20 protein-coding genes and 1 tRNA gene are annotated in these 23503 nt (G+C 57.7%); 16 read left to right on the forward strand and 5 right to left on the reverse strand.

Features of this window, described 5'->3' with window-relative positions; translation table 11 throughout:
• Window positions 1-39: 39 nt before the first annotated feature.
• From FO268_RS13680 to rdgC, 8 genes are all read left to right on the forward strand, one after another.
• The gene (locus FO268_RS13680; RefSeq protein ID WP_150993894.1) at window positions 40-1380 is read left to right on the forward strand and encodes a TRZ/ATZ family hydrolase; all 1341 of its coding nucleotides are present in this window, start codon (window positions 40-42) and stop codon (window positions 1378-1380) included.
• Between the two features lie 34 nt (window positions 1381-1414).
• Complete coding sequence (gene ubiG, locus FO268_RS13685) at window positions 1415-2143, forward strand: bifunctional 2-polyprenyl-6-hydroxyphenol methylase/3-demethylubiquinol 3-O-methyltransferase UbiG (RefSeq protein ID WP_150993895.1); 729 nt, start codon at window positions 1415-1417, stop codon at window positions 2141-2143.
• Between the two features lie 5 nt (window positions 2144-2148).
• Window positions 2149-2808 (forward strand): HAD-IA family hydrolase, encoded by a 660-nt coding sequence (locus FO268_RS13690; RefSeq protein WP_150994054.1) that lies wholly within the window; start codon window positions 2149-2151, stop codon window positions 2806-2808.
• Window positions 2809-2829: 21 nt separating this feature from the next.
• Window positions 2830-3579 (forward strand): YciK family oxidoreductase, encoded by a 750-nt coding sequence (locus tag FO268_RS13695; RefSeq protein WP_150993896.1) that lies wholly within the window; start codon window positions 2830-2832, stop codon window positions 3577-3579.
• Window positions 3579-3812, forward strand: a complete 234-nt coding sequence (locus tag FO268_RS13700; RefSeq protein ID WP_150993897.1) for a glutaredoxin family protein — start codon at window positions 3579-3581, stop codon at window positions 3810-3812. Before FO268_RS13695 ends, FO268_RS13700 begins: the two co-directional genes overlap by 1 nt.
• Before the next feature lie 12 nt (window positions 3813-3824).
• Window positions 3825-4595 carry a peroxide stress protein YaaA gene (yaaA, locus tag FO268_RS13705; RefSeq protein WP_150993898.1) on the forward strand — a complete coding sequence of 257 codons (771 nt, stop codon included), beginning with the start codon at window positions 3825-3827 and terminating at the stop codon, window positions 4593-4595.
• A 25-nt stretch (window positions 4596-4620) separates the two neighbouring features.
• Window positions 4621-4821: a DUF2788 domain-containing protein gene (locus FO268_RS13710; RefSeq protein WP_150993899.1), complete on the forward strand. Its 201-nt coding sequence runs from the start codon at window positions 4621-4623 to the stop codon at window positions 4819-4821.
• Between the two features lie 73 nt (window positions 4822-4894).
• Window positions 4895-5824, forward strand: coding sequence for a recombination-associated protein RdgC (gene rdgC / locus FO268_RS13715; RefSeq protein WP_150993900.1), 930 nt, complete (start codon window positions 4895-4897; stop codon window positions 5822-5824).
• Between the two features lie 10 nt (window positions 5825-5834).
• Here rdgC and FO268_RS13720 read toward each other — a convergent pair whose 3' ends face one another.
• A complete protein-coding gene (locus FO268_RS13720; RefSeq protein WP_150993901.1) occupies window positions 5835-8579 on the reverse strand; it encodes a bifunctional acetate--CoA ligase family protein/GNAT family N-acetyltransferase in 2745 nt (914 codons plus the stop codon).
• Window positions 8580-8751: 172 nt separating this feature from the next.
• Between FO268_RS13720 and FO268_RS13725 the strand changes: the two genes are divergently transcribed.
• Complete coding sequence (locus tag FO268_RS13725; RefSeq protein ID WP_150993902.1) at window positions 8752-9678, forward strand: histone deacetylase family protein; 927 nt, start codon at window positions 8752-8754, stop codon at window positions 9676-9678.
• 22 nt (window positions 9679-9700) lie between these two features.
• Here the strand turns inward: FO268_RS13725 and FO268_RS13730 are convergent, their stop codons facing one another.
• On the reverse strand, window positions 9701-10621 hold the full coding sequence (locus FO268_RS13730; protein ID WP_150993903.1) for a flagellar protein MotY: 921 nt from the start codon (window positions 10619-10621) through the stop codon (window positions 9701-9703).
• A gap of 162 nt (window positions 10622-10783) precedes the next feature.
• Here FO268_RS13730 and pyrC point away from each other — a divergent pair, with 162 nt between their 5' ends.
• Entirely contained in the window at window positions 10784-11821 is a 1038-nt protein-coding gene (gene pyrC / locus FO268_RS13735) for a dihydroorotase (RefSeq protein ID WP_150993904.1), read from the forward strand.
• A gap of 58 nt (window positions 11822-11879) precedes the next feature.
• On the forward strand, window positions 11880-12536 hold the full coding sequence (gene rnt / locus FO268_RS13740) for a ribonuclease T (protein ID WP_191966965.1): 657 nt from the start codon (window positions 11880-11882) through the stop codon (window positions 12534-12536).
• Between the two features lie 55 nt (window positions 12537-12591).
• On the opposite strand, the gene FO268_RS13745 is transcribed toward rnt, so the two are convergent.
• Window positions 12592-14577 carry an SDR family oxidoreductase gene (locus FO268_RS13745; protein ID WP_150993905.1) on the reverse strand — a complete coding sequence of 662 codons (1986 nt, stop codon included), beginning with the start codon at window positions 14575-14577 and terminating at the stop codon, window positions 12592-12594.
• 377 nt (window positions 14578-14954) lie between these two features.
• Between FO268_RS13745 and FO268_RS13750 the strand changes: the two genes are divergently transcribed.
• A complete protein-coding gene (locus FO268_RS13750) occupies window positions 14955-15254 on the forward strand; it encodes a hypothetical protein (protein ID WP_150993906.1) in 300 nt (99 codons plus the stop codon).
• 25 nt (window positions 15255-15279) lie between these two features.
• Entirely contained in the window at window positions 15280-18132 is a 2853-nt protein-coding gene (locus FO268_RS13755; RefSeq protein ID WP_150993907.1) for an insulinase family protein, read from the forward strand.
• 6 nt (window positions 18133-18138) lie between these two features.
• On the opposite strand, the gene FO268_RS13760 is transcribed toward FO268_RS13755, so the two are convergent.
• Together FO268_RS13760 and FO268_RS13765 are read right to left on the reverse strand one after the other, a co-directional pair.
• On the reverse strand, window positions 18139-18777 hold the full coding sequence (locus FO268_RS13760; protein WP_150993908.1) for a TIGR04282 family arsenosugar biosynthesis glycosyltransferase: 639 nt from the start codon (window positions 18775-18777) through the stop codon (window positions 18139-18141).
• Window positions 18764-19471, reverse strand: coding sequence for a TIGR04283 family arsenosugar biosynthesis glycosyltransferase (locus FO268_RS13765; protein ID WP_150993909.1), 708 nt, complete (start codon window positions 19469-19471; stop codon window positions 18764-18766). The genes FO268_RS13760 and FO268_RS13765 overlap by 14 nt, the downstream gene beginning before the upstream one ends.
• A gap of 87 nt (window positions 19472-19558) precedes the next feature.
• Here FO268_RS13765 and FO268_RS13770 point away from each other — a divergent pair.
• The 3 genes from FO268_RS13770 to FO268_RS13780 all read left to right on the forward strand — a co-directional run bounded on the left by FO268_RS13770 (window position 19559) and on the right by FO268_RS13780 (window position 23399).
• Window positions 19559-19635, forward strand: a tRNA-Arg gene (locus tag FO268_RS13770).
• A 318-nt stretch (window positions 19636-19953) separates the two neighbouring features.
• Window positions 19954-22542, forward strand: coding sequence for an EAL domain-containing protein (locus FO268_RS13775; RefSeq protein WP_191966966.1), 2589 nt, complete (start codon window positions 19954-19956; stop codon window positions 22540-22542).
• Window positions 22539-23399: a patatin-like phospholipase family protein gene (locus tag FO268_RS13780; RefSeq protein WP_150993911.1), complete on the forward strand. Its 861-nt coding sequence runs from the start codon at window positions 22539-22541 to the stop codon at window positions 23397-23399. Before FO268_RS13775 ends, FO268_RS13780 begins: the two co-directional genes overlap by 4 nt.
• Window positions 23400-23503: the final 104 nt, after the last annotated feature.

Genomic DNA, 23503 nt, shown 5'->3' on the forward strand with positions numbered 1-23503 from the left:
CACGGAAGGGTTCCGTGCAGCCCGGCCAAGGCAGGGTAAATGACGGCAGATACCATTACCGCAGCAGACATTCGCATCAACGCACGCTGGGTTATCCCCATCGCGCCGGCGAACGAACTACTGGAACATCAGGCGGTGCTCATCCAGGGCGAACGAATTGCCGCGGTAGTCTCCCGGGAAGAAGCCGACACCCGCTTCCGAGCCAAGGAAACCATCGACCTGCCCAATCATGTTGTTCTTCCCGGCCTGATCAATATGCATGGCCACGCCGCCATGTCGCTGTTCCGCGGCCTGGCAGATGACCTGCCGTTGATGACCTGGCTGAATGACCATATCTGGCCCGCCGAAGGGGCGTTTGTCAGCGAAACTTTCATTGCCGATGGCACCCAGTTGGCGATGGCGGAAATGTTGCGCACCGGTACCACCACTTTTTCAGACATGTACTTCTTTCCGGAGATTGTGGCCCAGATGGCCAGGGACGCCGGCATGCGCGCCCAGGTATGTTTCCCGCTTCTGGACTTCCCCACACCCTGGGGCTCCGGGCCAGAGGAATATCTCTCCAAGGGCGAAAGCTTTATTCGCCAGTGGCACAACGATCCGTTCATCATGCCGGCCATTGGCCCTCACGCCCCCTATACCGTATCGGACGCTCCGCTTGCGAAAGCAGTGGCGCTGTCTCAGGCGACCGGCGCTCCGATCCAGATACACCTGCACGAAACCGCCTCTGAAGTCACCGACTCCATGGAGCAGACCGGCATACGGCCGACACAACGAATGGCCGAACTGGGGGTTCTGGGGCCAACAACCCAGTGTGTCCACATGACACAGATCGATGACTCGGATATACAATTGCTGAAAACTACCGGCGCCCAGGTAATACATTGCCCTGAATCCAACCTCAAGCTGGCGAGCGGCCTCAGCCCGGTGCAGAAATTCCGCGATGCGGGCATCAATGTCGCCATTGGCACTGACGGTGCGGCCAGCAATAACGACCTGGACCTGTTCGGCGAGCTCAATACCGCAGCGATGCTGGCCAAAGTGGTAGCCGGGGACGCGTCTGCACTCTCTGCCCATGAAGCGCTGGCAATGGCCACCCTTGGGGGCGCGCAGGCACTGGGAAGAGCCCATGAGCTCGGGTCTCTGGAGGCTGGTAAACTGGCCGATCTCATTGCTGTTGACCTTGGCGACCCTTTCCTGCAACCAGTCTACGACCCGGCTTCACACCTTGTTTACAGCAACCATGGCCGCCAGGTAAGCCATAGCTGGATCAACGGCGTACCTCAGGTACAGGAAGGCAGGCTGACCCGTATTGACGTACCAGACCTGATGCTCCGCGTCCGGAGCTGGGCGGACCGTATTCGCGAACAGCAGACCAGCTGACGCGCTCTATTCCAGATAGCAGACAGAGCCAACTATGAGCAACCAGAACGTAGACCACAGTGAAATCGCCAAATTCGAGGCACTCGCCAGCCGCTGGTGGGACCCCACTAGCGAATTCCGGCCCCTGCACGACATCAATCCGCTGCGCCTCAACTACATTGACGAGCGCGTGCCACTGGCAGGAAAGCGGGCCCTGGACGTCGGCTGCGGCGGCGGCCTGCTATCCGAAGGCATGGCACAGCGGGGCGCGCACGTGACTGGCATAGACATGGGCGAAGCACCGCTGGCAGTTGCCAGGCTCCATGGCATGGAAAGCGGAATCAAGGTGGATTACCGCCAGATCACCGTTGAAGAGCTGGCAATGGACCCGGAACATACAGGCCAGTACGACGTGGTCACCTGCCTGGAGATGCTGGAGCATGTTCCGGACCCTGCGTCGGTCATCAAGGCCTGCGCGGCCCTGCTGAAACCCGGCGGGCACCTGTTCGTGTCCACCATCAACCGCAACCCCAAGTCGTTCCTGTTCGCGATTGTGGGCGCGGAATATGTGCTCAGACTGCTGCCCAAGGGCACTCACGAATGGCGCAAATTCATTCGCCCGTCGGAAATGTCTGACCACCTGCGCCACGCCGGGCTGGACATCCGTGAACTGACCGGCATGACCTACAACCCCGTTACCAAGGTTTATCGCCTGGGGCGGGATGTGGACGTGAACTATATGATGCATGCCATGGATACGCGCGAGGAAACAGATCCATCGTGACTGCTATCCCCTCACAGCCGTCAATTGTTCTGTTCGACCTGGATGGCACCCTGATTGACACCGCGCCGGACTTCATCCGTTGCCTCAACGAACTCCGGCGGGCCCACGGACTGGCAGCGCTGCCTGCGCCCCATATCCGCCGCTCGGTGTCCAACGGCGCCAGGGCCATGATCCGGGTGGGCTTTGGTCTTGAGCCGGATCATCCGGACTATCTGGAAAAACACACGGCATTTCTCGACCTGTATGAAGCCGGCATTGCCGTGGAAACTGCCCTATTCGAGGGCATGGACAGCATCCTGCAAGATCTGGAATCCCGCAATATCCCCTGGGGCATTGTCACCAACAAACCGGTACGTTTTGCAGCACCTTTAATCGAGGCTCTGGACCTTGCAAACCGCTGCTCTACGCTGATCTGCCCGGATCATGTCACTGACCGCAAACCCCACCCTGAAGCCCTGCTTCTGGCCTGCCGGGAAGTAGGGGCCGATCCGGCTACCGGCGTGTATGTCGGCGACCACGAGCGGGACATTGAAGCCGGGCGCAACGCGGGTATGACAACCATCGCAGTACGTTACGGTTATATCGAACAGCCAGAGGCGGTTGACCTGTGGCAAGCTGACATCGTGGCTGACACCGTCAGCGACCTGGCAAAACTGTTACAATAGAGTTCCAAACGGAGACACAGAATGCAGGACTATCAAGCACCGGCTGATTTGCTGAAAGATCGCATCCTTATGGTAACCGGTGCCGGCAGCGGCATCGGACGGGCAGCAGCAAAAGCCTATGCGGCCCATGGAGCCACTGTGATTCTTGTAGGCCGTACCGTTTCCAGGCTGGAATCCGTGTATGACGAAATTGAGGCCGCAGGTCACCCGAAACCGGCTATCGTGCCGCTGAATTTCGAAGGGGCTGCCGTCAAAGACTATGAAGAACTGGCGATGACAATCGAAGACAACTTCGATCATCTGGACGGCCTGCTTCACAACGCCGCCATCCTTGGCGCACGCAGCCCCATTGAACTTTATGACCCGGAAATCTGGAACAAGGTAATGCACGTGAATGCCACCGCTCCGTTCCTGCTGAGCCGGGCAATGATTCCATTGCTGCGCAAGTCTGAGGATGCCTCCGTCATTTTCACCTCCTCCGGTGTCGGCCGCCGCGCCAAGCCCTACTGGGGAGCCTACGCGGTTTCCAAGTTCGCCATCGAAGGACTGAGCCAGATGCTTTCCGAAGAGCTGGACGACGACCGCCACAATGTCCGGGTGAACAGTCTTAATCCGGGTGCAACCCGTACCAATATGAGAGCCACCGCGTATCCGGCCGAGAACCCGCAACAGAATCCTACGCCGGAGGACCTGATGCCGGTTTATCTGTACCTGATGGGGCCGGAAAGCAGAGGCGTCAACGGCCAGCAGCTAGACGCACAGCCCAAATAATGGAACTGATTTTCTACACCACGTCCCAGTGCCATCTCTGCGAGCTGGCCGAAGCGCTGCTGGTAAATACGCCCATGCCAGAACCGATCCCCGTGGACGCGGTGGATATTGCCCAGTCCGGGCAACTGGTGGAGCGCTACGGCACCCGCATTCCGGTGCTGCGCCGTAACGACACCGACGAGGAACTGGACTGGCCGTTTACCAGGGATCAGTTACTGAACTTTCTCCGATGAGGATTGCCTGACATGTTGATGGTTATTTCCCCTGCAAAAACGCTGGACTACGAAAGCCCGCTGGCCACCACCAAGGCCACCCAACCGGATTTCCTGGACGATGCCTGCGAACTGGTTGACCAGCTCAAGGAACTGGAACCCCACGATATCAGCAACCTGATGGGCGTCAGCGACAAACTGGGCCAGCTCAATGCGGAACGCTTCAGAAACTGGCACACCCCCTTTACACCTGAGAATGCGCGTCAGGCAGTGCTGGCATTCAAGGGCGATGTGTATACGGGGCTCGATGCGGAAAGCTTCAGCGACAAGGAGTTCGGGATTGCCCAAAAGCACCTGCGGATCCTCTCCGGCCTTTACGGTGTGCTCAAACCCCTGGACCTGATGCAACCCTATCGCCTGGAAATGGGCACAAAGTTCGAAAACCGCCGTGGCAAGGACCTGTACGCCTTCTGGGGCAGCAAGATCACCGACGAGCTCAACCGCCTGCTGAAGGCCGACGACGGGGTTCTGGTGAACCTGGCGTCCAACGAGTACTTCAAGAGCGTTCGCAAGAAAGAGCTGGATGCCCGCCTGGTCACACCCCAGTTCAAGGACTGGAAGAATGGCCAGTACAAGATGATCAGCTTCTACGCCAAGAAGGCACGGGGCCTGATGTGCCGCTACGCCATCCAGAACAACATTACCCAGGCAGACGATCTCAAGGGGTTTGATCTTGAGGGTTATCGGTTCAGCGAGGAACAGTCCAGCGCGGACAATTGGGTCTTCCTGCGAGACGAACAGTAAGCCTTCTACAAACCCGGAGTGATTAATGAACGAAGCAGTATTTGCAGAACTTTCCATGCTGGTCCTGCTGACCGGCCTGATTGTCTGGATGGGCTTTATTGTCTGGGACCTGGCCAAGAAGTCCCAGGCAGGCCGGTTTGGCACCATCGCCCTGTTTACTATTCTGGGTGCCGGTGTGGTGGGCTTTATCGTAAAAACCGTACTGGTCGAAATCATGCAGATTTAAGGTATCATCCCTCCCCTTCTGCAAAACCGACATCACTCTCGATTTCACCCCATAACCAACAAGGACCCGGACAATGTGGTTTCGTAATGCCCGCGTATTCCGTTTTACCAAGCCATTTGAAATAACCGCCGAAGCCCTGGAGGAAAAGCTTCAGGCCGATGCCTTCAAGCCCTGTGGTCCCCAGGAAACATCCCGCCAGGGCTGGGTGTCGCCCATGGGAAAACACAGCGATCTGCTGGTTCACAGCGCCGGTGGGTACCACCTGATCGCCCTGCGCAAAGAAGAGAAGCTGTTGCCTGCCTCCGTTATCAAGGAACTGGTGGACGAAAAGGCGGAAATGATCGAGGCCGAGCAACATCGCAAGGTAAGGCGCAAGGAAAAGGACGAGCTGAAAGAAGAAGTGATGCTGGAAATGCTGCCACGGGCCTTTTCCAAGAACCGCCGATGTTACGCCTACCTGGCCCCCGCTGATGGTGTTCTGATAGTCGATGCCGGCTCCGCCAAGCAGGCGGAGGATCTGGCCTCGACGCTGCGCAAAAGCGTGGGCTCACTGCCTGTTCGCCCGCCAGCGGTGGAGCAGGCCCCCGGGTTTACCTTTACCGGTTGGCTGAACGAGTCCATCGACCTGCCCGCAAGCATCGAACTGGGCACAGAATGCGAGCTGAAAGACACATCGGAAGACGGCGGCGTTGTGCGATGCAAGGGCCTGGACCTTCAGGGCGACGAAATCCGCAGCCACCTGGATGCCGGCATGCAGGTCACCAAACTGGCCGTCACCTGGGACGACAATCTATCGTTCGTGCTGGATGAGGAACTGGGGATACGGCGCCTGAAATTCGGCGATACCCTACAGGAAAAGCTGGACGATGTTGACGCCGACGATGCCGCTGCCCGCTTCGATGCAGCCTTCTCGCTGATGACGCTGGAACTGGCCAGGCTGATCCCCGGACTGCTGGAGGCACTGGGCGGAGAAGACCGCTCAGCGATTGTCGAAGAGGGCTGAGAACCGCCTGTCAGTGGGAGGTCTGTTCCAGACGCTCCCGCTGCCAGTCCTTCTCCGGCTCGTTCAGTACCAGGGTCAGGTCCATGACTTCCTCTTCCGGGTTGTAGCGGATCTCAAAGCCCAGGTGCTCTGCCAGCCGCAACATCGGGCGGTTATCCGCCAGCACATTACCCACCATTTCCACTGTTCCCTTGGCGCGGCAGTAGTCGATCATTTTCTGCATCAGGGCCACGCCAAGGCCCTCGCCTTTCATCTTGTCATGCACCATCACCGCGAACTCGGCCCGCAAATTGTCGGCGTCTGTCCAGGTACGAACGGTGCCCAGAGTCTCCTCTCCTTCGCCATCCTCACGCGGCGCGTTGGCGATAAACACCATTTCCCGGTCGTAGTCGATCTGGACCATCTGGGCCACGTCTTCCCGTGAAAAATGTTTACGATACTGGAAGAAACGATAACGGATGGATTCCGGCGACTGGAGCTCGTGAAAGGCCCGGTGAGCAGGCTCGTCTTCCGCCAGTACCGGGCGGATAATCACCCGCCGGCCGGACTTGGGCAGCAATATCCACTCTTCCAGCTCTCTGGGATACGGCTGGATAATGGGCCGTCCCGGTTTGTCGGCCAGATCAATAGCCACGTTTACAGCGACTGCGCCCTGCTCGTTGAATAACAGGGGGGAGATTTCCAGCCCCCGGATCTCAGGAATATCAATGACAATCTGGGACAGCGTCACCAGCGTCTCCGCGACTGCGCGAATGTCCTCTTCCGGTTTCAGGCTATGTTCTTTCAACAGCTTGTACATGTAGGTTCGACGCAACAGCTCCCGCGCCAGCACCATGTTCAGTGGCGGCAGGGCAATCTGCCGGTCGGTCATCACGTTGATCTGGGCGCCCGCAGCCCCGCACACCACCAGCGGACCGAACAGCTTGTCCCGGGTAATGCCAACGCTGAATTCAATACCCCCAACATGCTGATAGGAACGCTGAACCGCAAATCCCAAAAAACCACTATCAGGGTAATACTTCTGGTACTCCTCCATCAGGAAACGACAGGAATCCATGATGGCTCCTTCGCTGTTCAGCTTCTGTACCGTGCCCTTGTAACGGCGCTGGCCGGGGCTGAGTTCGACCAGGGGGTGACAGGACCGCTCATGAATCAGTGTTATATCCACTGGCCGGCGTTCCACGGCGAAGGCTTCCAGCACCTCTTCCATATCATCACAGTAGATCGTCTCCACGGCGTTGATGCCGTAGTCACGGATGACATCCCGGGCTTCCTGGTTGGACAGGTGATTGCGCCCAGAACGCATGGCGTTAACCACTACCCGGCGCGTTTGCGTATGGTCAGCAAGGTGATCAGTGAACGATTCAGGCGTCTCCGTAAGCAGCCGTTGCACCCGCTGGTGACGCACGTGCTGCATGAATGCCATAACCGCCTTCTCCGGATTGAAGAACGACGGCAGGCCAGCCCGGTAAAACTCGTCACGCGCATCCAGTACCGTGCTCTGCCCCAACCAGCAGGTAAACACATTCAGACGCGTGCCCTTCGCTGCCTGCACCACTGCGTCCGCAATCTGCAGGCTGTCCTGGGTGAGGCTCGGGGCGTACATTACCAGAATATTGGCCACCTCAGGGTCTTTGGCGAGGACTTTGATGGCCTGGGCATACAGCTCGGGTGACGCATTGTAGCCAAGGTCGATGGGGTTCTTGCGCGTCCAGTAAGGGGGCAGCAACTCCGCCAGCGACTCAATGGACTTGCCGGACAGTTCCGCCAGTTCGCCCCCCAGATAGGACAACCGGTCCACAGCCAGCACGCCCGGGCCAACACCGTTGGCCATGATCGCCAGGGTTTCCCGCCGTAAGGGGCGCATTCTGGTAAGGGTTTCCAGGGCATCGAACATCTGCCCGAGCCCGTCCACCCGCAGTACACCGGCACGCTGCAACATGGCGTCATAGATAGGGTCACTGCGGGTCAGGCCCGCGGGTAATTCGTGGTGGAACCATTCCGATTCGGGCACCCGACCGCTTTTAACGGCAATCACCGGTTTGGTGCGGGAAGCCACACGAACCGCCGACATGAAACGCCGCGGATTGGGAATGTTCTCAATGTGCAGCAATATGGCGCGGGTCTGACTGTCCTGGGCCAGGTAGTCGATCAGGTCATCATGGTCGATGTCCATGCCGTCGCCCAGGGTCAGGAAGTAGGAAAAGCCCACCCCGCGGGCAAAGGCCCAGTCAATCACCGAACTGGCAATGGTGCCCGACTGGCCTACAAACGCGACCTTACCAGGGATCGCACCCATATGGGCATAGGTGGCGTTCAGGCTCCGGGCCGGAACCATCAGCCCAATGGTATTGGGCCCGAGCACCCGGATACCGGTTTCCCGCGCTGCATCACGGACCGAATACATCAACGGCTGACCGGTTTTACTGTGGCTACGGGACATGCCGCCGGTCATCACAATTGCAGTACGAACACCTGCCTGCCCCAGCCGTTTTATCACCTTTGGCACGGTGTCAGGCGGCGTACAGATAATCGCCAGATCAGGGCTGAACCCCATCAGGGAGACTTTCTTTACGCAGGGTACCCCGTGCACGTTGTCGTAATCGTTCTGGTTAACCACCAGCAACTGGCCCGGATACCCACCACCCAGCAGGTTCCTCAGAACCATACCGCCCAGGTTTTCTGCCCGTTCCGAGGCGCCGATAACCACTATGGATGAGGGGTTGAAAAGGCTTTCCAGGTATCGGGTGCTCAAGCTTCGCTCCTTGCTTCGGGTCGACCGGGCGGATGTACACTCTATCTTAGGCGCTTGGCTGGTGATGTAAAATGCCTATCACCACCATAAGACCAAAGAAACACGGCAGGGCCAACCTATCCCTGATAATATTGAACAAAATACAAGCACAACCAGAGCGTTCGGGATCAGCATGACAACGGGATTTTTCTCACACGACGACTGCATGAAACACAATATGGGGGCGGAGCATCCGGAGTCCCCTGAAAGGCTTGCAGCGATTGTAAGTTATCTGGCGGATACCGGCCTGGAGCAGGATCTGGACTGGGTGCGCCCGGATGAAGCCACACGGGATCAATTGCTGACCGTGCATCCCGAACGCTACCTGCACCAGCTGGACCTGATGCAACCTACCAGGGGCCGCGTGTTTACCGACCCGGACACCGCAATGATGCCCGACACCCTAAGGGCCGCTCGCCTTGCTGCCGGCGCGAGTATCGAAGCGGTCGACATGGTGCTCAGCAGCCAGCTCACCAACGCCTTTGTGTGCGCACGGCCACCGGGGCACCACGCAGAGCGCAGCAAGTCCATGGGCTTCTGTTTTTACAATAACATCGCCCTGGCCGCCATGCGCGCCCTGACTTTCCACCACCTGGAACGGGTAGCCATTATTGATTTCGATGTCCACCAGGGCAATGGTACTGTCGACATTGTGGGCGGTGATGAGCGCATCCTGATGTGTTCCAGCTTCCAGCATCCATTTTATCCCCACTCCCACGTGCACCGTCAGGCTGAAAATATCATCAATACGCCCATCCCGGCCGGAACCTCTGCGGACGAGTATCGTAAAACCGTGGAAGCGGCCTGGGTGAAACGGTTACAGGACTTCCGCCCCCAACTGGTGCTGATTTCCGCCGGGTTCGACGGCCATCGCCTGGACCCCATGGCGGAATTGAATCTGGAAGTGGACGATTACCGCTGGCTGACAGAGATGATCGCCAGCATTGCCGCCGACTCTGCCAATGACCGGATCATCTCGACCCTTGAGGGGGGATATCATCTGAAGGCACTGGCAGAAAGCGTGAATGCGCACCTTGAAGTGCTCAATTCCATCCGCTGACCGGGCTATTGGAGCCGCGTCGCTAAGAGTTAGGTGAGGCAGCATCATAGCCGTTGGCCTGCTGCAGGTCCGGACGCTCGCCTTCCCGCTGCAGGCGGATGGTGGTACGGCGGTTATCCGCCGGGCGGCCTGACACCTGGTACTGGTCCGCATGAGCCCGGACCGTCACCATATTGGTATCAACGCCCTTCCCTGTCAGATAATCCGCCACCACATTGGCCCGCTCCTCGGACAGGGCCCGGTTGTCGATACGGCTACCGCTGCTGTCCGTGTGCCCGTCCACGAAAATCCGCTCCACCGTGGTATCCGCCATCACATAAGCGATGATGTTATCCAGCAGCCGCATGTCGCCCTCGGAAAGGCTGGTGCTGCCGGCTGCAAACGGAATACGGGAACGCTTGATCTGATCGTAATTCACCGGCAACAGGCCGGATGCGCATGAACGGTAGCCGGAGAACTGGCCGGCAAAATTGATGTTGGAGACTTTCACACGAACCGGGCTGCCGTCGTACCAGGACTCACGGGTCACCGTTGGGTCCATCCCCTCCAACAGCCCCTGAACCATAATCATGGCCTTGCGGGAATCCAGCAATACCGGGCGGCGCCCATCCTCTATGTTTACCCGACCCAGGGAACGGGGCGCCGTGCCCGGGCGCCAGGATGGAGCCTCTACTGCCAGCGTGCCCCGCCCGGGGCGCATCAGCTGCGTTTCCGATTCCAGAACGAATGACAGAGACTCGCCTGCACGATGACGGAATATAGCCCGGCCATAACCCGGCACCTGGTGTACCAGAGTACACTCGAACACAGACTCGGACAGATACCACTGGCTGTTCTCGATACCGGCACCATAGGTGGCGGCCTGGGCCGTATTAGGGGCCACCAGCAAGGCGCATGCACTGGAAATAACTGCCCCGCGCAGGAAGGCTGGAAGTCGTGCCATACCATCAGTCCGTCAAAGAGTGTTCACTGGTTTGTTAACGGCCAGGGGAAAGCATTCTTTAGGATTTCGGCCCGAAACAATCGGCGACGGCTTCTGATATAATTCCGCCAGAATTTATCAGGGGCAACCACACCAAAGGCCCCGGCAAGCCGGAAACCGTTAATGACCAATCAGATTACCATTACCCGCCCCGATGACTGGCACCTCCATGTCCGGGACGGCGAAATTCTCAGGGACGTGGTGCCTGCCACTGCTCGCTGCTTCCACCGCGCCATCATCATGCCCAACCTGGTACCACCAGTAACCGATGCCCGACAGGCCATGGCGTACCGCGACAGGATTCTGGCAGCCGCCAAGGGCCATGACTTTGACCCACTTATGACCCTGTATCTCACAGAGACCACCACACCGGATCAGATCCGTGAAGCGAAGGCAGTCGGTGTGGTTGCAGCGAAGCTTTACCCTGCAGGCGCCACCACCAATTCCGACTCCGGTGTTACCGATATCCGCAATATCTACCCGGTACTGGAAACCATGGCCGACTGCGGCATGTTGCTGCTGGTCCACGGTGAAGTCACTGATCAGGACATCGATATTTTTGATCGGGAGAAAATCTTCCTGAAGCGGGTACTGGCGCCAACTCTCGAGGCATTTCCTTCGCTGCGGGTGGTTCTCGAGCATATCACCACGGCAGACTCCGCCGAATTCGTCCGCAATCACCAGGGTGACAACCTCGGGGCCACCATCACGCCCCAGCACCTGATGTATAACCGCAACCATATGCTGGTAGGCGGTATTCGTCCTCACCTGTACTGCCTGCCGATTCTCAAACGTAACCGTCACCAACAGGCGCTGCTGGATGCGGTTGTCAGCGGTGACCCGCGCTTCTTTCTGGGTACGGACTCGGCCCCCCATTCAAAGGACCGTAAAGAAACGGCCTGCGGCTGTGCCGGTTGTTATTCCGCCTACAGCGCCATTTCACTGTACGCGGAGATCTTCGAAGACCTGGGCATTCTCGACAAGCTGGAAGCGTTTGCCAGCTTCAACGGCCCCGATTTTTACGGGCTTCCCCGAAACACCGACACCATAACCCTGGTGCGGGAAAGCTGGGAAATGCCCGCTGAACTGCCTTTGGCAGAGGGCACGATTGTTCCGCTGAAAGCCGGTGAAAGCCTGAGATGGCGGCTCGCCGAACACTGATTCAACACCTGTTCCTATTTCAGGCCGGTTGACCTGGCCAGCAACACCGGGAGTTTAAGTGACTGACGAAATTAAAGAACGCCACCCCATGTCCCGCCGCTTTCGCGGGTTCCTTCCTGTGGTGGTGGATGTGGAAACAGGCGGATTCAATCCAGAACGAGACGCCCTGCTGGAAATTGCCGCTGTTATCATCACCATGGATGACGACGGCTGGCTGATTCGCGGAGAAACCCACCTCCAGCAGATCGATCCATTTGAAGGCGCCAACCTGGAACAGTCAGCGTTGGATTTTACCGGTATTGATCCCTGGAGCCCTGAACGGGAAGCCGTTCCCGAGCGGGAGGGCCTGAGCGAAATCTTCAGCCCGATCCGTAAGGCGGTAAAAGCCCACGATTGCAAACGGGCGGTGCTGGTAGGCCATAACGCCACCTTTGACCACAATTTCGTGTTCGCCGCCGCCCTGCGCTCGGATATCCGACGCAACCCGTTCCACCCCTTCTCCACATTCGATACCGCCACCCTAGCGGGCCTTGCCTATGGCCATACGGTACTGGCCCAGGCGTGCAAGCTGGCAGGCATTCCTTTCAGCAATAAGGAAGCGCACTCGGCTGCGTACGATGCGGAGAAAACCGCTGACCTTTTCTGCGGCATTGTGAACCGGTGGCGTGAGATCGGCGGCTTCCCTCCGCCTGTCGTGCCAGACGATCCTGAATAACGGCCACAAAAAAACCCCGCTCCTGGAAGCGGGGTTTTTGTTTTCAGGGTAGGCCTTACCAGTAAATACCCCGCATGATCGCAGCGAACGCCACCTGCTCCGAGGAAACCTTCGGCCTCTCGCCCGAGCGGCTGCCCGCAGCTGCCGGAGAATCCGGGAACATACGGTAACCGGTGTTCATGACGATCTCGCCCAGCTTCGGCGCCAGCGCCTGCAACACCTGAGCAAAGATACCCAGCCTTGTGGCAATGCGCTTGGGCCGGTATACGATGGCATCCACCACCATGTCGGCGGCTTCGTCCGGTGTCAGCGTGGGCACGGAATCATAGATCTTGGTCGGCGCGATCATCGGTGTCTTTACCAGCGGCATGTTGATGGTGGTAAAGGTCACGTTGCGATCCGACCACTCAGCAGCCGCGCAGCGGCTGAAGGCATCCAGCGCAGACTTTGAAGCCACATAGGCCGAGAAGCGCGGCGCATTGGTCAGCACACCAATGGAGGAAATGTTGATCACGTGACCGCGGTGGCGCTCAAGCATGGCCGGTGCAAAGCCCATGATCAGGCGCACAGAGCCGAAATAGTTCAGCTGCATGGTGCGTTCGAAATCGTGAAACCGGTCAAACGACAATGCCAGCGAGCGACGGATTGAACGGCCTGCATTGTTAACCAGCACATCCACGTGGCCGTGGTTATCCAGTACAGTTTTCACGAAGCGGTCGCAGTCTTCCATCTCCGCGAAGTCACATTGATAGGCGTGAACGTTACCACCACGGGCTTCGAGCTGGGCTGCCACTTCCATCAGGCGTTCTTTCTTACGGGCACCGATCACCAGAATGGCACCTGCATCCGCCAGCTTTTCAGCAGTCGCCAGACCAATGCCGGAGGTGCCGCCGGTGATCACACAGACCTTGCCCTCAACCGTGCCACGCAGGGTGCGGTCTTTGAACAGATCAGGATCAAGGTTGCGTTCCCAGTAATCCCAGATCACTGCCGAGTAGCTGTCAAGGCGCGGCACTTCGATGCCAGTACCCTTGAGAACACGCTCTGTTTCACGGGCGTCAAACCGCGTCGGGTAATTTATGAACGACAGGACCGACGGCGGGATGCCCATATCATCCAGCACGGCTGTGGTCAGACGTTTTACCGGAGGCAGGTTTTTCAGGCTCTGACGGATAAACGGCGGAACAAACCCGAATATCCGGGAATCCAGGCGCATCGCCATGCGTGGAGCATGGCCGGCCTCTGAGAAGATATTGAGGATCTCGCCAACTTTGTAGGGATCGGAATCCACCAGGTGAAAGCAGTTGCCGTCCTCGCCTTCGAGGTGAGCGATGTGGTCCATGGCATTCACCACAAAATCCACCGGAACGATATTCAGGCGGCCGCCCTCAATACCGATGGTCGGCATCCATTGCGGCAGCGCATGGCGGATTTTCTGGATCATCTTGAAGAAATAATAGGGCCCGTCGACCTTATCCATCTCGCCGGTTTTCGAATGGCCGATAACCATACCCGGGCGATAGATCCGGAACGGCACCTTGCAACTCTGGCGAACAACTTTTTCCGACTCGTGCTTGGTCAGCAGGTAGGGATGGTCGAGCTTTTCGGCTTCCTCGAACATATCCTCCCGGAATGTACCCTTGAACATCCCGGCTGCCGCGATGGAAGACACGTGATGGAAGCAACCGGCTTCCATGGCTTCTGCCGCCTGGACTGCACTGAGCGTGCCCTCAATATTGGTCGCCTGCTGTGCCTTTTCGTCTGCGCCCATGTCGTAAACGGCGGCAAGGTGGAAGAAATGATCAATGTTACCCTTGAGCGATTTCATCGTCTTGGCGTCAATGCCCAGGTCCGGGCTGGTAAGGTCGCCGATCACTGCCTTCACCCGGGACTCATCCGCACCCCAACGCTCCCTGAGCTGGGCCAGTTTGTCCTGTGATTGCTCGCGCACCAGTACGTGTACTGTGCCGCCGCGAGCCAGCAGTTTTTCAACGAGAAAACGGCCGATGAATCCGGTGCCACCCGTCAGAAAGTAATTCATTGATAGTCCACCCTGCTTGTTGCTCAATTGTTGTCTGTCCCTTTGTGGCCAGGGAGATATTAGACCAAAGTCGTAGACTCTCCCGGCACGCCGGCATTGTACTTAATTGCAACTCTCATGTATCGAACTTTTTTAGAGCATTTACTCTGTAACCCATTGTTTTATTTAGAGCTATTACTCTAGTATCGGCATGGAAAGCAGGTCTTGACCTGTTTGATTGCCCGACATACTGAAATTGAGACTAGCACATGGTGTGCAGCCTGCTCGTAAATCCCTACCATTACAGACAAGAAATGAAACCCGTCAGGAGCGGTGACATAATCGGAACCATTCATGACAGCTTCTGTCCTAACATCCCGGTTTTCGGAATCCCGACTATGAACCAAGACGACCCCAACGCTGAACGTTATATTGCGATCGCCAGAGCCTGCCTGAAGGCCATCAACGACACTGCGGCTGACTCCGGCACCCGAGAGGAGAAAATCCAGGCCGTTTACCACGCCATAGATCACGCCTTTCAGGCCGAATTCGCAGACTATCGCCGGTCTGTGGCTGTGATGGGCACGGTACTCGAACGCATCGCCTCGGGTCAGCTTGATGCCGAGGCCGCGGCCAGTCTGGCGAAAAAAACGCTGGATCAACAACCGGAAAGTACTCGCAACGAACTGATTCACTGAATCTTCCATCGGAAAGAGAGGCTCTATGCGCCCAGGCATTCGTGGATTTGCCAACGGTTTCCCCGGCCTTAAGGAAAGCTTTTTGCTGGCACTCCTTCTGGCCTTCAGCTCAGTGGCACTGGCTAATACGTCCCCCGTCAAAAGTCCGAACGACGACAACGAGTACCGTTATATCCAGTTGGATAACGAGCTCAGGGTGCTGCTGATTTCCGCCCCGGAATCCGACAAAGCGGCTGCTTCGATGAACGTCGCCGTGGGCAGCGGTGATGACCCTGCCAACCGGGAAGGCCTCTCCCACTTTCTTGAACACATGCTGTTCCTGGGCACTGAAAAGTACCCTGACCCTGGCGAATACCAGCAGTTCATCAAAAGCCACGGTGGCAGCCACAATGCCTTTACGGCCTTCCAGGACACCAACTATTTCTTCGATGTGCAGGCCGAGTACCTGGAGGATGCCCTGGACCGCTTTGCGGAACAATTCTCCGCCCCGCTGTTCACGCCCGAGCTGGTTGACCGTGAACGCCGGGCCGTGCACTCCGAGTTCAGCGCCAAACAGAAAGAAGACGGCCGCCGCTTCTACTCAGTGAAGAAGGCCATCAGCAACCCTGAGCATGCGTTCCATCAGTTTGCCGTGGGGAATCTCACCACACTGGAGAATACCGAAGAACGCCCGTTGCGCCCTGACCTGATCGAATTCTGGAAGCAGCACTACTCGTCCAACCTGATGACACTGGCGGTCTATGGTCCACAAACTCTGGAAAAGCTGGAAGCCATGGTACGGGGGCGTTTTGACCGGATTGAAAACCGCAACCTGAAGGCTGAAGTCCATGACGAGCCGCTGTTCAGTCCGGACAGACTACCGGCCAGGGTGACAGTAGATGCCCTCAAGGACATACGCAGCCTGACGCTGACCTTTCCGATTCCCTCACAGGAGGAAAACTACCGCGACAAACCTGCGAACTACGTAGCAAGCCTGCTGGGCCACGAAGGCCCGGGCAGCCTGTTCGACGTACTCAAGCAGGCGGGACTTGTGGAAAGCCTCTCTGCGGGCGGCGGAATGGATACCGGCGAGGAAGCGACGCTGGAACTGACTATGTCACTGACGCCGCAGGGGCTGGAGGAACAGGAGGAAATCCTTGAACTCACCTTTGCCTACATCGACAAAGTGCGCAACGAAGGCATCGCACGCCAGCGTTTTGAAGAGATGAAGCAACTGGCGCAGATAGATTTCCGTTTCCGGGAGAAAGGCCAGCCGGTTCAGGAAGTCATGCACCTGTCGCGGCAAATGAGGCACGTTGCTCCGGAAGACGTCCTGCGGGCGCCCTGGATGATGGAAGACTATTCACCGGACCAGTACCAGGCCATCCTGGCGCGGCTGACGGCGGATAATGTACTGGTCTCAGTGCTGGAGCCAGAGCCCGAAATCGAGACCCCCAGCCTCACCCAGTGGTACGACACAGCCTTTGAAATCAAACCGCTGGATACCACGACCGTCCGCACAGAGGACGGCAATCCGCAGGTTGCCCGCCTGGCCCTGCCTCTTGAGAATCCGTTTATCCCCGAGGAGCTGGGGATGATCTCTGGCCCGACCATGGACGCGCCGGTTTCCATGGGAAGCATCAGCGGCATGGACGTGTGGTACGCACGGGATACCCGTTTTGAAACGCCGAAAGCCAACATCTATCTGAGCCTGCGCACACCGGCCACCCGCGCGTCGGCCCGCAGCAATGTGCTTTCCACCTTGCTGGTGGACGCCATCAATACCAACGTGAACGCCTGGGCTTACCCGGCGCAGTTGGCCGGACTGGATTACAGCATTTACCCGCACCTTCGCGGAATCACCATTCGGGTTGGCGGTTATAGCGACAAGCTGCACACCCTGATGGCACGCCTGTTAACCCAGGTAGCTGACCCGAACCTGACCGAACAACGGTTCAGTATTGCCCGCCAGAACATGATCGACCGGCTGCAGAACAAAGCCAAGGAACGCCCGGTTCAGCAGACCTCCGAGTTCGTCCAGACCCTGCTGATAGAAGGCGCCTGGAGCACCGAAGAAAAACTCCGGGCTGCGCGGGAAGTGACCCTGGAGGAACTCAGATCCTTTGCCGAAGCGTTCCTGGCTCAGGTTGACCCGGTACTGCTCGCCCACGGCAACATGAGCCACGCCTCGGCGCTCAACATCACCAAACGGATTCACGCCATGGTGCTGGACGAGAGCGAGCTGGTAACCGTGGAAAGAAGCCAGGTGCGTTCTCTGTCTGAAGAAGAGACATCCCTGCCGCTGGAGGTAGACCATCCGGATACCGGTTACACTCTTTATGTGCAGGGCGATAACACCAGCTTTGAAGAACGGGCCGCCTTCCGCCTTCTGGGCCAGATTATCAGCAGCCCGTTCTACGAAGAACTTCGCACCAACCGCCAGCTTGGCTACATCGTGTACGCCACGCCCTTCGAGATGCTGGAAACTCCGGCCCTGGGCTTCGTAGTGCAGTCTCCGGAAGCCAGCAGTGATGAAATTGACCAGGCGGTGCGGGAATTCTCGCAAACCTTCAGAGGGACCTTGTCAGAAATGACCGAGCAGGACCTGAACCGGGAGAAACAAGCGGTTATCAGCAAGTTGATGGAACAGGACCGGCGCCTTGGTGAAATATCAGAGCGTTACTGGCGTGAGATTGACCGCGGCGAAACCGATTTTGACTCCCGGGAACGGTTGGCAAAAGCCATCAACAACGTCAGCCGGGAAACCCTGCTCGAAACCCTGGAAAACCAGGTGATCGAACGGAATAAAGCCCTGCGCGTGTTCACGGTTGGCGATGCTCCGGATAACACCACCGCCATTGAACAACTGATGCAACGCCCAAGCGTACCGGAAGCCTGAATCAGCTTAGCCTGAAGACTGGCCGATAAACCGGCGCCAGTCTTCAGGCTCATCCACATCCCACTTTTCCGGCAGTAACGCGAACGTCAACCCGGCGCGGCTGAGCCGCTCGCAGGTTTGTTCAAGGGCGTTCTCTGTACCCCAGGCCACATCGGCCAACATACCTGGAACAGTCCGCCGGGCACCAATCAATACATAGCCGCCGTCGTCCGACGGCCCCAACACCACATCGACTTCATCCAGCGCGGCGGCTGCGAGGCGAACATACTCTGCGTCCACGGAGGGACAATCGCTGCCCACAATCATTGCCTTGCTGGCCTTCTGAAGACCAGAGTCCAATGCCCGCGCCATACGCTCGCCGAGCACATCGCCCTGCTGCCAGGCACAGCCCACGCCATGATATTCAAGCTGTTCAATAATGGGCGAGGCAGCGTCAGGAACGGTATCCAATGGTCTGTCCCACAAAAAACGGACGTCATAACCACTGGCCACCAGGTGCTCAAGCACGGCAAGGCTGAGCCTCACATGGGCCTCCATCGCTCCTTCCGCACCAAGCTCCGGCATCAGGCGGGTTTTAACCCGGCCAGTCTCCGGCCACTTGGCAAACTGCATGACCAGAACCGAATCCGGATCACCTATCTGCATGTCTTACATCCACCCGATAGGCCGCAGCCAGCGACTCCGGCGACTCTCCCCGCCAATACCGCCAACGCAGCCTCCACATCAGAAAAATGGTGCGCCAGGCACCTCGCTGCTCCCACCTTCGACTGTCCGTGGTGACCGGATCGCCGATGCAATAAGGCCCTGAAAGACTGCAAAGACGTTTGCTCAGCTCAACATCTTCCATTAACGGAATGGGTGCAAACCCCTGCACTGCCCGGAATACCGAGGTGCGAACAAACATCGCCTGATCCCCCGTGGCAATTCCTGTCAGCCGGCTGCGCCGGTTCATGAACCAGGCCACCACCCGGAAAAGGGCCCGCTGGCCACTGAGCTGCACATCAAAACGCCCCCACTGTTTCCGGCTACTAAAGAAGTGCTGGAGGTGCTCAAAGGCAGAATCCGGCAACACCGTATCGGCGTGCAAAAACAGCAGCACATTGCCCTGTGCCGCTTCGGCCCCCACATTCATCTGCAGAGCACGGCCTTTGCCGCCGATCAGCACCTGGTCGCACCAGGGAGCCGCCAGCTCTGCCGTGCCGTCATCACTGCCGCCGTCCACCACAATAACTTCATGGCCTTCCTCGCGCACCTGCTGCAGGGACTTCAAAAAAGGCTGAATGGACGCGGCCTCCCGCCACACGGGCACAACGACGCTCAGCGAAAGCGATTCAGACAAGACACCTCCCGGAATAAAAGACGAATCCGCAACACACCTTGAGCCGCAGGCTCCAGGCCGCTATCATACCGCCCTTCTTGCAGAGATGCCCCCGTAGCTCATCTGGATAGAGCGTCCCCCTCCTAAGGGGAAGGTAGCAGGTTCGAGTCCTGCCGGGGGTACCACCGAACTCTCCAAGCTGATATCTGAACCAGACCCACACCTACCTGAAAAAACTCTATCGAACGACCCATCCTTAAAATATGTAAACTTCTGTTCCAGTCTCGATATGCTACGCTGCTTTAACGACCCATACCCAAGACCCGCAATGGATTATGTCAGAAAAAGCACGCAGGTCCGCAATCTCCGCCCTTGAACGCCTCTCAGGTGGGGGCAAAATAGGTGCGTTGTTACGGACATGCAGTTTTACTCCACTCGCGGAAGAAACCGCCCCGCTGGTATGTACCCCGCCTGTCGATACCACATTCGATCCTCTGAGCCAGATGTTCAACCGTGCTTCCGCTTTCATGGTTTTCCTGAGCGGCCCCGAACATCGCTACGAGATCGCCAATCCGAGCCATGCACAGTTAATCGGCCATCGGCCAGTATTGGGAAAAACCATCCGGGAAGCACTGCCGGACGCGGCTGAACAGGGTTTCGAGGATATTCTGGACCACGTATACACGACTGGCACTCCCTATAGGGCAAATAACGCAAAGTATGGTGTACAGGTCACGCCCGGGGGGCCGGTTAATGAACGTATCCTTAACTTTGTCTACCAACCCGTCTGGGGGCCGGACGGTAAAGTAATCGGCATCTTTGCCGAGGGCACAGACGTCACCGATCAGGTTCAGACCCAGGAGGAGCTGGAACGGGTCAACCGTGAATTAGCTCAAACTCTGAACCACCAGAAAGCGAGCGAGCGGCGGAACAGCTTTCGTTTGAAATTAACAGACAGCCTTCGTTCGCTCGTGGACCCCGATGAGATTACGGCTGCCGCCACGGCTTTGTTAGGCGAGTTTCTGGGTGTGACCCGAGTCTTCTACGGGGACGTTTCGAAGTCCGGCGAAACCGTAACGGTGAGGCCCGGCTGGACAAGCGAAGGCGCCGCCTCAATGGTCGGCGACGAGTTGCCGTTGGAAGAATTCGGCCCGGTGGTGGCGGCTCAAATTCGCGCCGGAGAGGTGTTTGTGCTCGGCGACGCCGTCGCTGACGAGCGCTCGGCCGATTATGCCAACGCCTACCTGGAGAGGGGGATAAAGGCGGTCCTGGCGGTACCGGTCATGAAGGCCGGCTCGTTACGGGTACTGCTGGGGGTTCACGACTCGAAAGTCCATCATTGGACCGCAAAGGAAATTGCCCTGGCTGAAGACGTGGTAGACCGGACCTGGGCTGCTGTCGAATCTGCCCGTGCGCAGGCGGAGCTCCGCCGGGAGCGGGACTACAGTCGATACATTCTGAACAGCATGACCGAAGGCTTTGCCGCAATGTCCGCCGACTGGACGATGACCCAATTCAATGCCGAGGCGGAACGCATCAGCCAACAACCCGCTCCTGAGGTGATTGGTAGAAGCCATTGGGAGGTTTGGCCTGAACAGCAAGGCACGGAAGTCGAAGAGTTGTACACCCGAGTCAGAGAGACCGGAGAACCGGCCGCAATGGAATTCTCCCTTACAACTCCCGACGATAACCAGAAATGGCTAGAAGTAAGAGCTTACCCTGCCCTTGACGGCGGGCTTGCGGTTTTTTTCAGGGATATAACCGAGCGCAAACAGGCCGACGAAGAAATACGGCACGCGTCATTGCATGACCCATTAACGGGTCTGCCGAACCGAGCCATGCTGTTCGAATATGCCACCCACTTATTGCCCCACAATCTGCGAACCTCGCAATGCGCTGCGGTGCTATTTCTTGATCTGGATCGTTTCAAGCCTATTAATGACACTCACGGACACGACGTAGGCGATAGGGTGCTCAACGAGATATCCAGCAGACTTACCCGCAGCCTGCGCGCCGAAGACATGGTGGTTCGAATGGGCGGCGACGAATTCGTGGTTCTGTTACAGGATATCAGCGCAGCCGCCGATGCCGGAGAGCTGGCCATCCATATTATCCGAAAAATCAACGAGCCATATCAGGTGGAAGAGTTAACGCTGTCTGTTTCAACTTCCATAGGGATCAGCATTTTCCCCAGGGATGGCGAAGACATCGATACCCTGGTGAGCCACGCCGATGCGGCGATGTATCAGGCTAAACAGGGTGGCAGAAACAATTTCCAGTTCTATTCCTCGGCGTTTACGGATGGAATCAATCGACAGAACAGCATTGAACAGGAACTGAAAATGGCGCTCCATAACCATGATTTCCACCTGTTCTACCAACCCGTAATCGACATTCATACCCGTGAGGTTGTCAGTGTCGAGGCCCTGCTCCGGTTGGGTAATGACGAGATAAGCCCAGAGCAATTCGTTCCCATTGCGGAGGCCACGGGCATTATAAACCCCATAGGGCGCTGGGTTCTTCAGGAAGCAATCCGCCAGTCACTTGCATGGACTGGCAACGGGCTGGCTGCCATTCCTATTGCAGTTAACGTGTCGGCTGTAGAGTTCCGTGATCGGGACTTCATTGATCACTTCGAGCAACTCCTCCAAGAGCATGCCATCGACCCGACTATGTTGCAGTTAGAACTCACCGAAACCGCAGTAATGTACGATCTTGAAGACGCCATCTCTGTTCTGACGCGGCTTAGGGCCCTGGGCATTGCTATCCTGCTGGATGATTTTGGCACCGGGCATTCCAGCCTGGCACACTTGACGCGCCTGCCGTTAGACAAAATCAAAATCGACAAGTCGTTTATCTTCCAGCTTGAGCAGGACACGAGCAGTCGGGCCGTTACGGATTCAATGCTGGCTCTTGGCAAGACGCTCGAACTTGAGGTGATCGCCGAAGGTATCGAAACAGCCGCAGCACTGGAATACCTGCGTTCGCGCGGCTGCAGGCAGGCACAAGGTTACTTTTTCTCCCGGCCCATGTCCGGGGAGGACTTCGCATCCTGGTACCGGACTCGACCGATTGACTCAGCATCCCAATGACTCAAACTCAGACCTTAAGCCACTCTGCCAACTCAAAAGCCCTTGTTGTGGAAGGCGGCGCCATGCGCGGCATCTTCGCCGCAGGCGTTCTTGATGCCTTCCTGGAACACAGCTATCAGCCCTTCTGGCGAACCTATGGGGTTTCAGCCGGTTCCACCAACCTGATTGGTTACCTGGCGGGAGACCAGGGGCGAAGCCGGAAGATCATCACAAGCTATGCCTGCCAACCGGATTTCATTGACTGGAAGCGGTTTGCCCGGGGCGGCCACCTGTGTGATGTGAGCTGGCTCTGGCACCAGTCATTCACCGACGTACCGCTGAACCTGGACAACTACCTGTCAGGAACGACTGAGTTGTGGGTAACAACAACCTCTGTACGAACAGGCCAGGCTCATTATTTCCGTATTGATGAGCGCAACATGCACGATGTGCTCACGGCCTCCTGCGCCATACCCATCGCCTACCGAGACTACCCGGCGGTTGACGGTGAACCCATGACCGATGGTGGCGTAGCTGATGCCATTCCCGTGCTCCGTGCCTATGAAGACGGCGCCCGTGACATTAGCGTGGTGCTCTCCCGCCCGCCCGGCTATCGCAAAAAACCTCCCAGGTTCCCATTCGTACCCAAGCGGATATTCCGGGAGTTCCCGGCATTGGCGGAGGCCACCGTTCGCCGTGCGGAACGCTATAACGCCACCCTGGAATTCATCCTCAACCCGCCTGAAGATTGCCACATCAAAGTGATAGCGCCGCCAACGAACTTCCCGGTAGGACGCCTGACCCAGAACCCGGATCATCTGGAGCTGGGGTACCGGCAAGGCTATGAGGCTGGCCTTGCGTATCTGGGCACCACTTGATCCCCGCTGAGAAAAAAAAGTGACAATCTGTCATCCAGTGACCTGCTTTTTTCCACAGACCGTACTAGCATTCAGCAAAGGAGTATTCGAAACACAGCGTTGAT

Origin of the sequence: Marinobacter denitrificans, from assembly GCF_008795955.1 — a bacterium.
In the GTDB taxonomy this organism is placed as follows: Bacteria; Pseudomonadota; Gammaproteobacteria; order Pseudomonadales; family Oleiphilaceae; genus Marinobacter; species Marinobacter denitrificans.

Bases quoted from the DNA above. Each gene is read 5' to 3' on its own strand.
- FO268_RS13755 (WP_150993907.1), top strand. From the start codon at position 15,280: ATGCGCCCAGGCATTCGTGGATTTGCCAACGGTTTCCCCGGCCTTAAG.
- FO268_RS13750 (WP_150993906.1), top strand. From the start codon at position 14,955: ATGAACCAAGACGACCCCAACGCTGAACGTTATATTGCGATCGCCAGA.
- FO268_RS13700 (WP_150993897.1), top strand. From the start codon at position 3,579: ATGGAACTGATTTTCTACACCACGTCCCAGTGCCATCTCTGCGAGCTG.
- FO268_RS13680 (WP_150993894.1), top strand. From the start codon at position 40: ATGACGGCAGATACCATTACCGCAGCAGACATTCGCATCAACGCACGC.
- rdgC (WP_150993900.1), top strand. From the start codon at position 4,895: ATGTGGTTTCGTAATGCCCGCGTATTCCGTTTTACCAAGCCATTTGAA.
- ubiG (WP_150993895.1), top strand. From the start codon at position 1,415: ATGAGCAACCAGAACGTAGACCACAGTGAAATCGCCAAATTCGAGGCA.
- pyrC (WP_150993904.1), top strand. From the start codon at position 10,784: ATGACCAATCAGATTACCATTACCCGCCCCGATGACTGGCACCTCCAT.
- FO268_RS13775 (WP_191966966.1), top strand. From the start codon at position 19,954: ATGTTCAACCGTGCTTCCGCTTTCATGGTTTTCCTGAGCGGCCCCGAA.
- FO268_RS13725 (WP_150993902.1), top strand. From the start codon at position 8,752: ATGACAACGGGATTTTTCTCACACGACGACTGCATGAAACACAATATG.
- FO268_RS13780 (WP_150993911.1), top strand. From the start codon at position 22,539: ATGACTCAAACTCAGACCTTAAGCCACTCTGCCAACTCAAAAGCCCTT.
- FO268_RS13745 (WP_150993905.1), bottom strand. From the start codon at position 14,577: ATGAATTACTTTCTGACGGGTGGCACCGGATTCATCGGCCGTTTTCTC.
- FO268_RS13710 (WP_150993899.1), top strand. From the start codon at position 4,621: ATGAACGAAGCAGTATTTGCAGAACTTTCCATGCTGGTCCTGCTGACC.
- FO268_RS13760 (WP_150993908.1), bottom strand. From the start codon at position 18,777: ATGCAGATAGGTGATCCGGATTCGGTTCTGGTCATGCAGTTTGCCAAG.
- FO268_RS13730 (WP_150993903.1), bottom strand. From the start codon at position 10,621: ATGGCACGACTTCCAGCCTTCCTGCGCGGGGCAGTTATTTCCAGTGCA.
- FO268_RS13695 (WP_150993896.1), top strand. From the start codon at position 2,830: ATGCAGGACTATCAAGCACCGGCTGATTTGCTGAAAGATCGCATCCTT.
- yaaA (WP_150993898.1), top strand. From the start codon at position 3,825: ATGTTGATGGTTATTTCCCCTGCAAAAACGCTGGACTACGAAAGCCCG.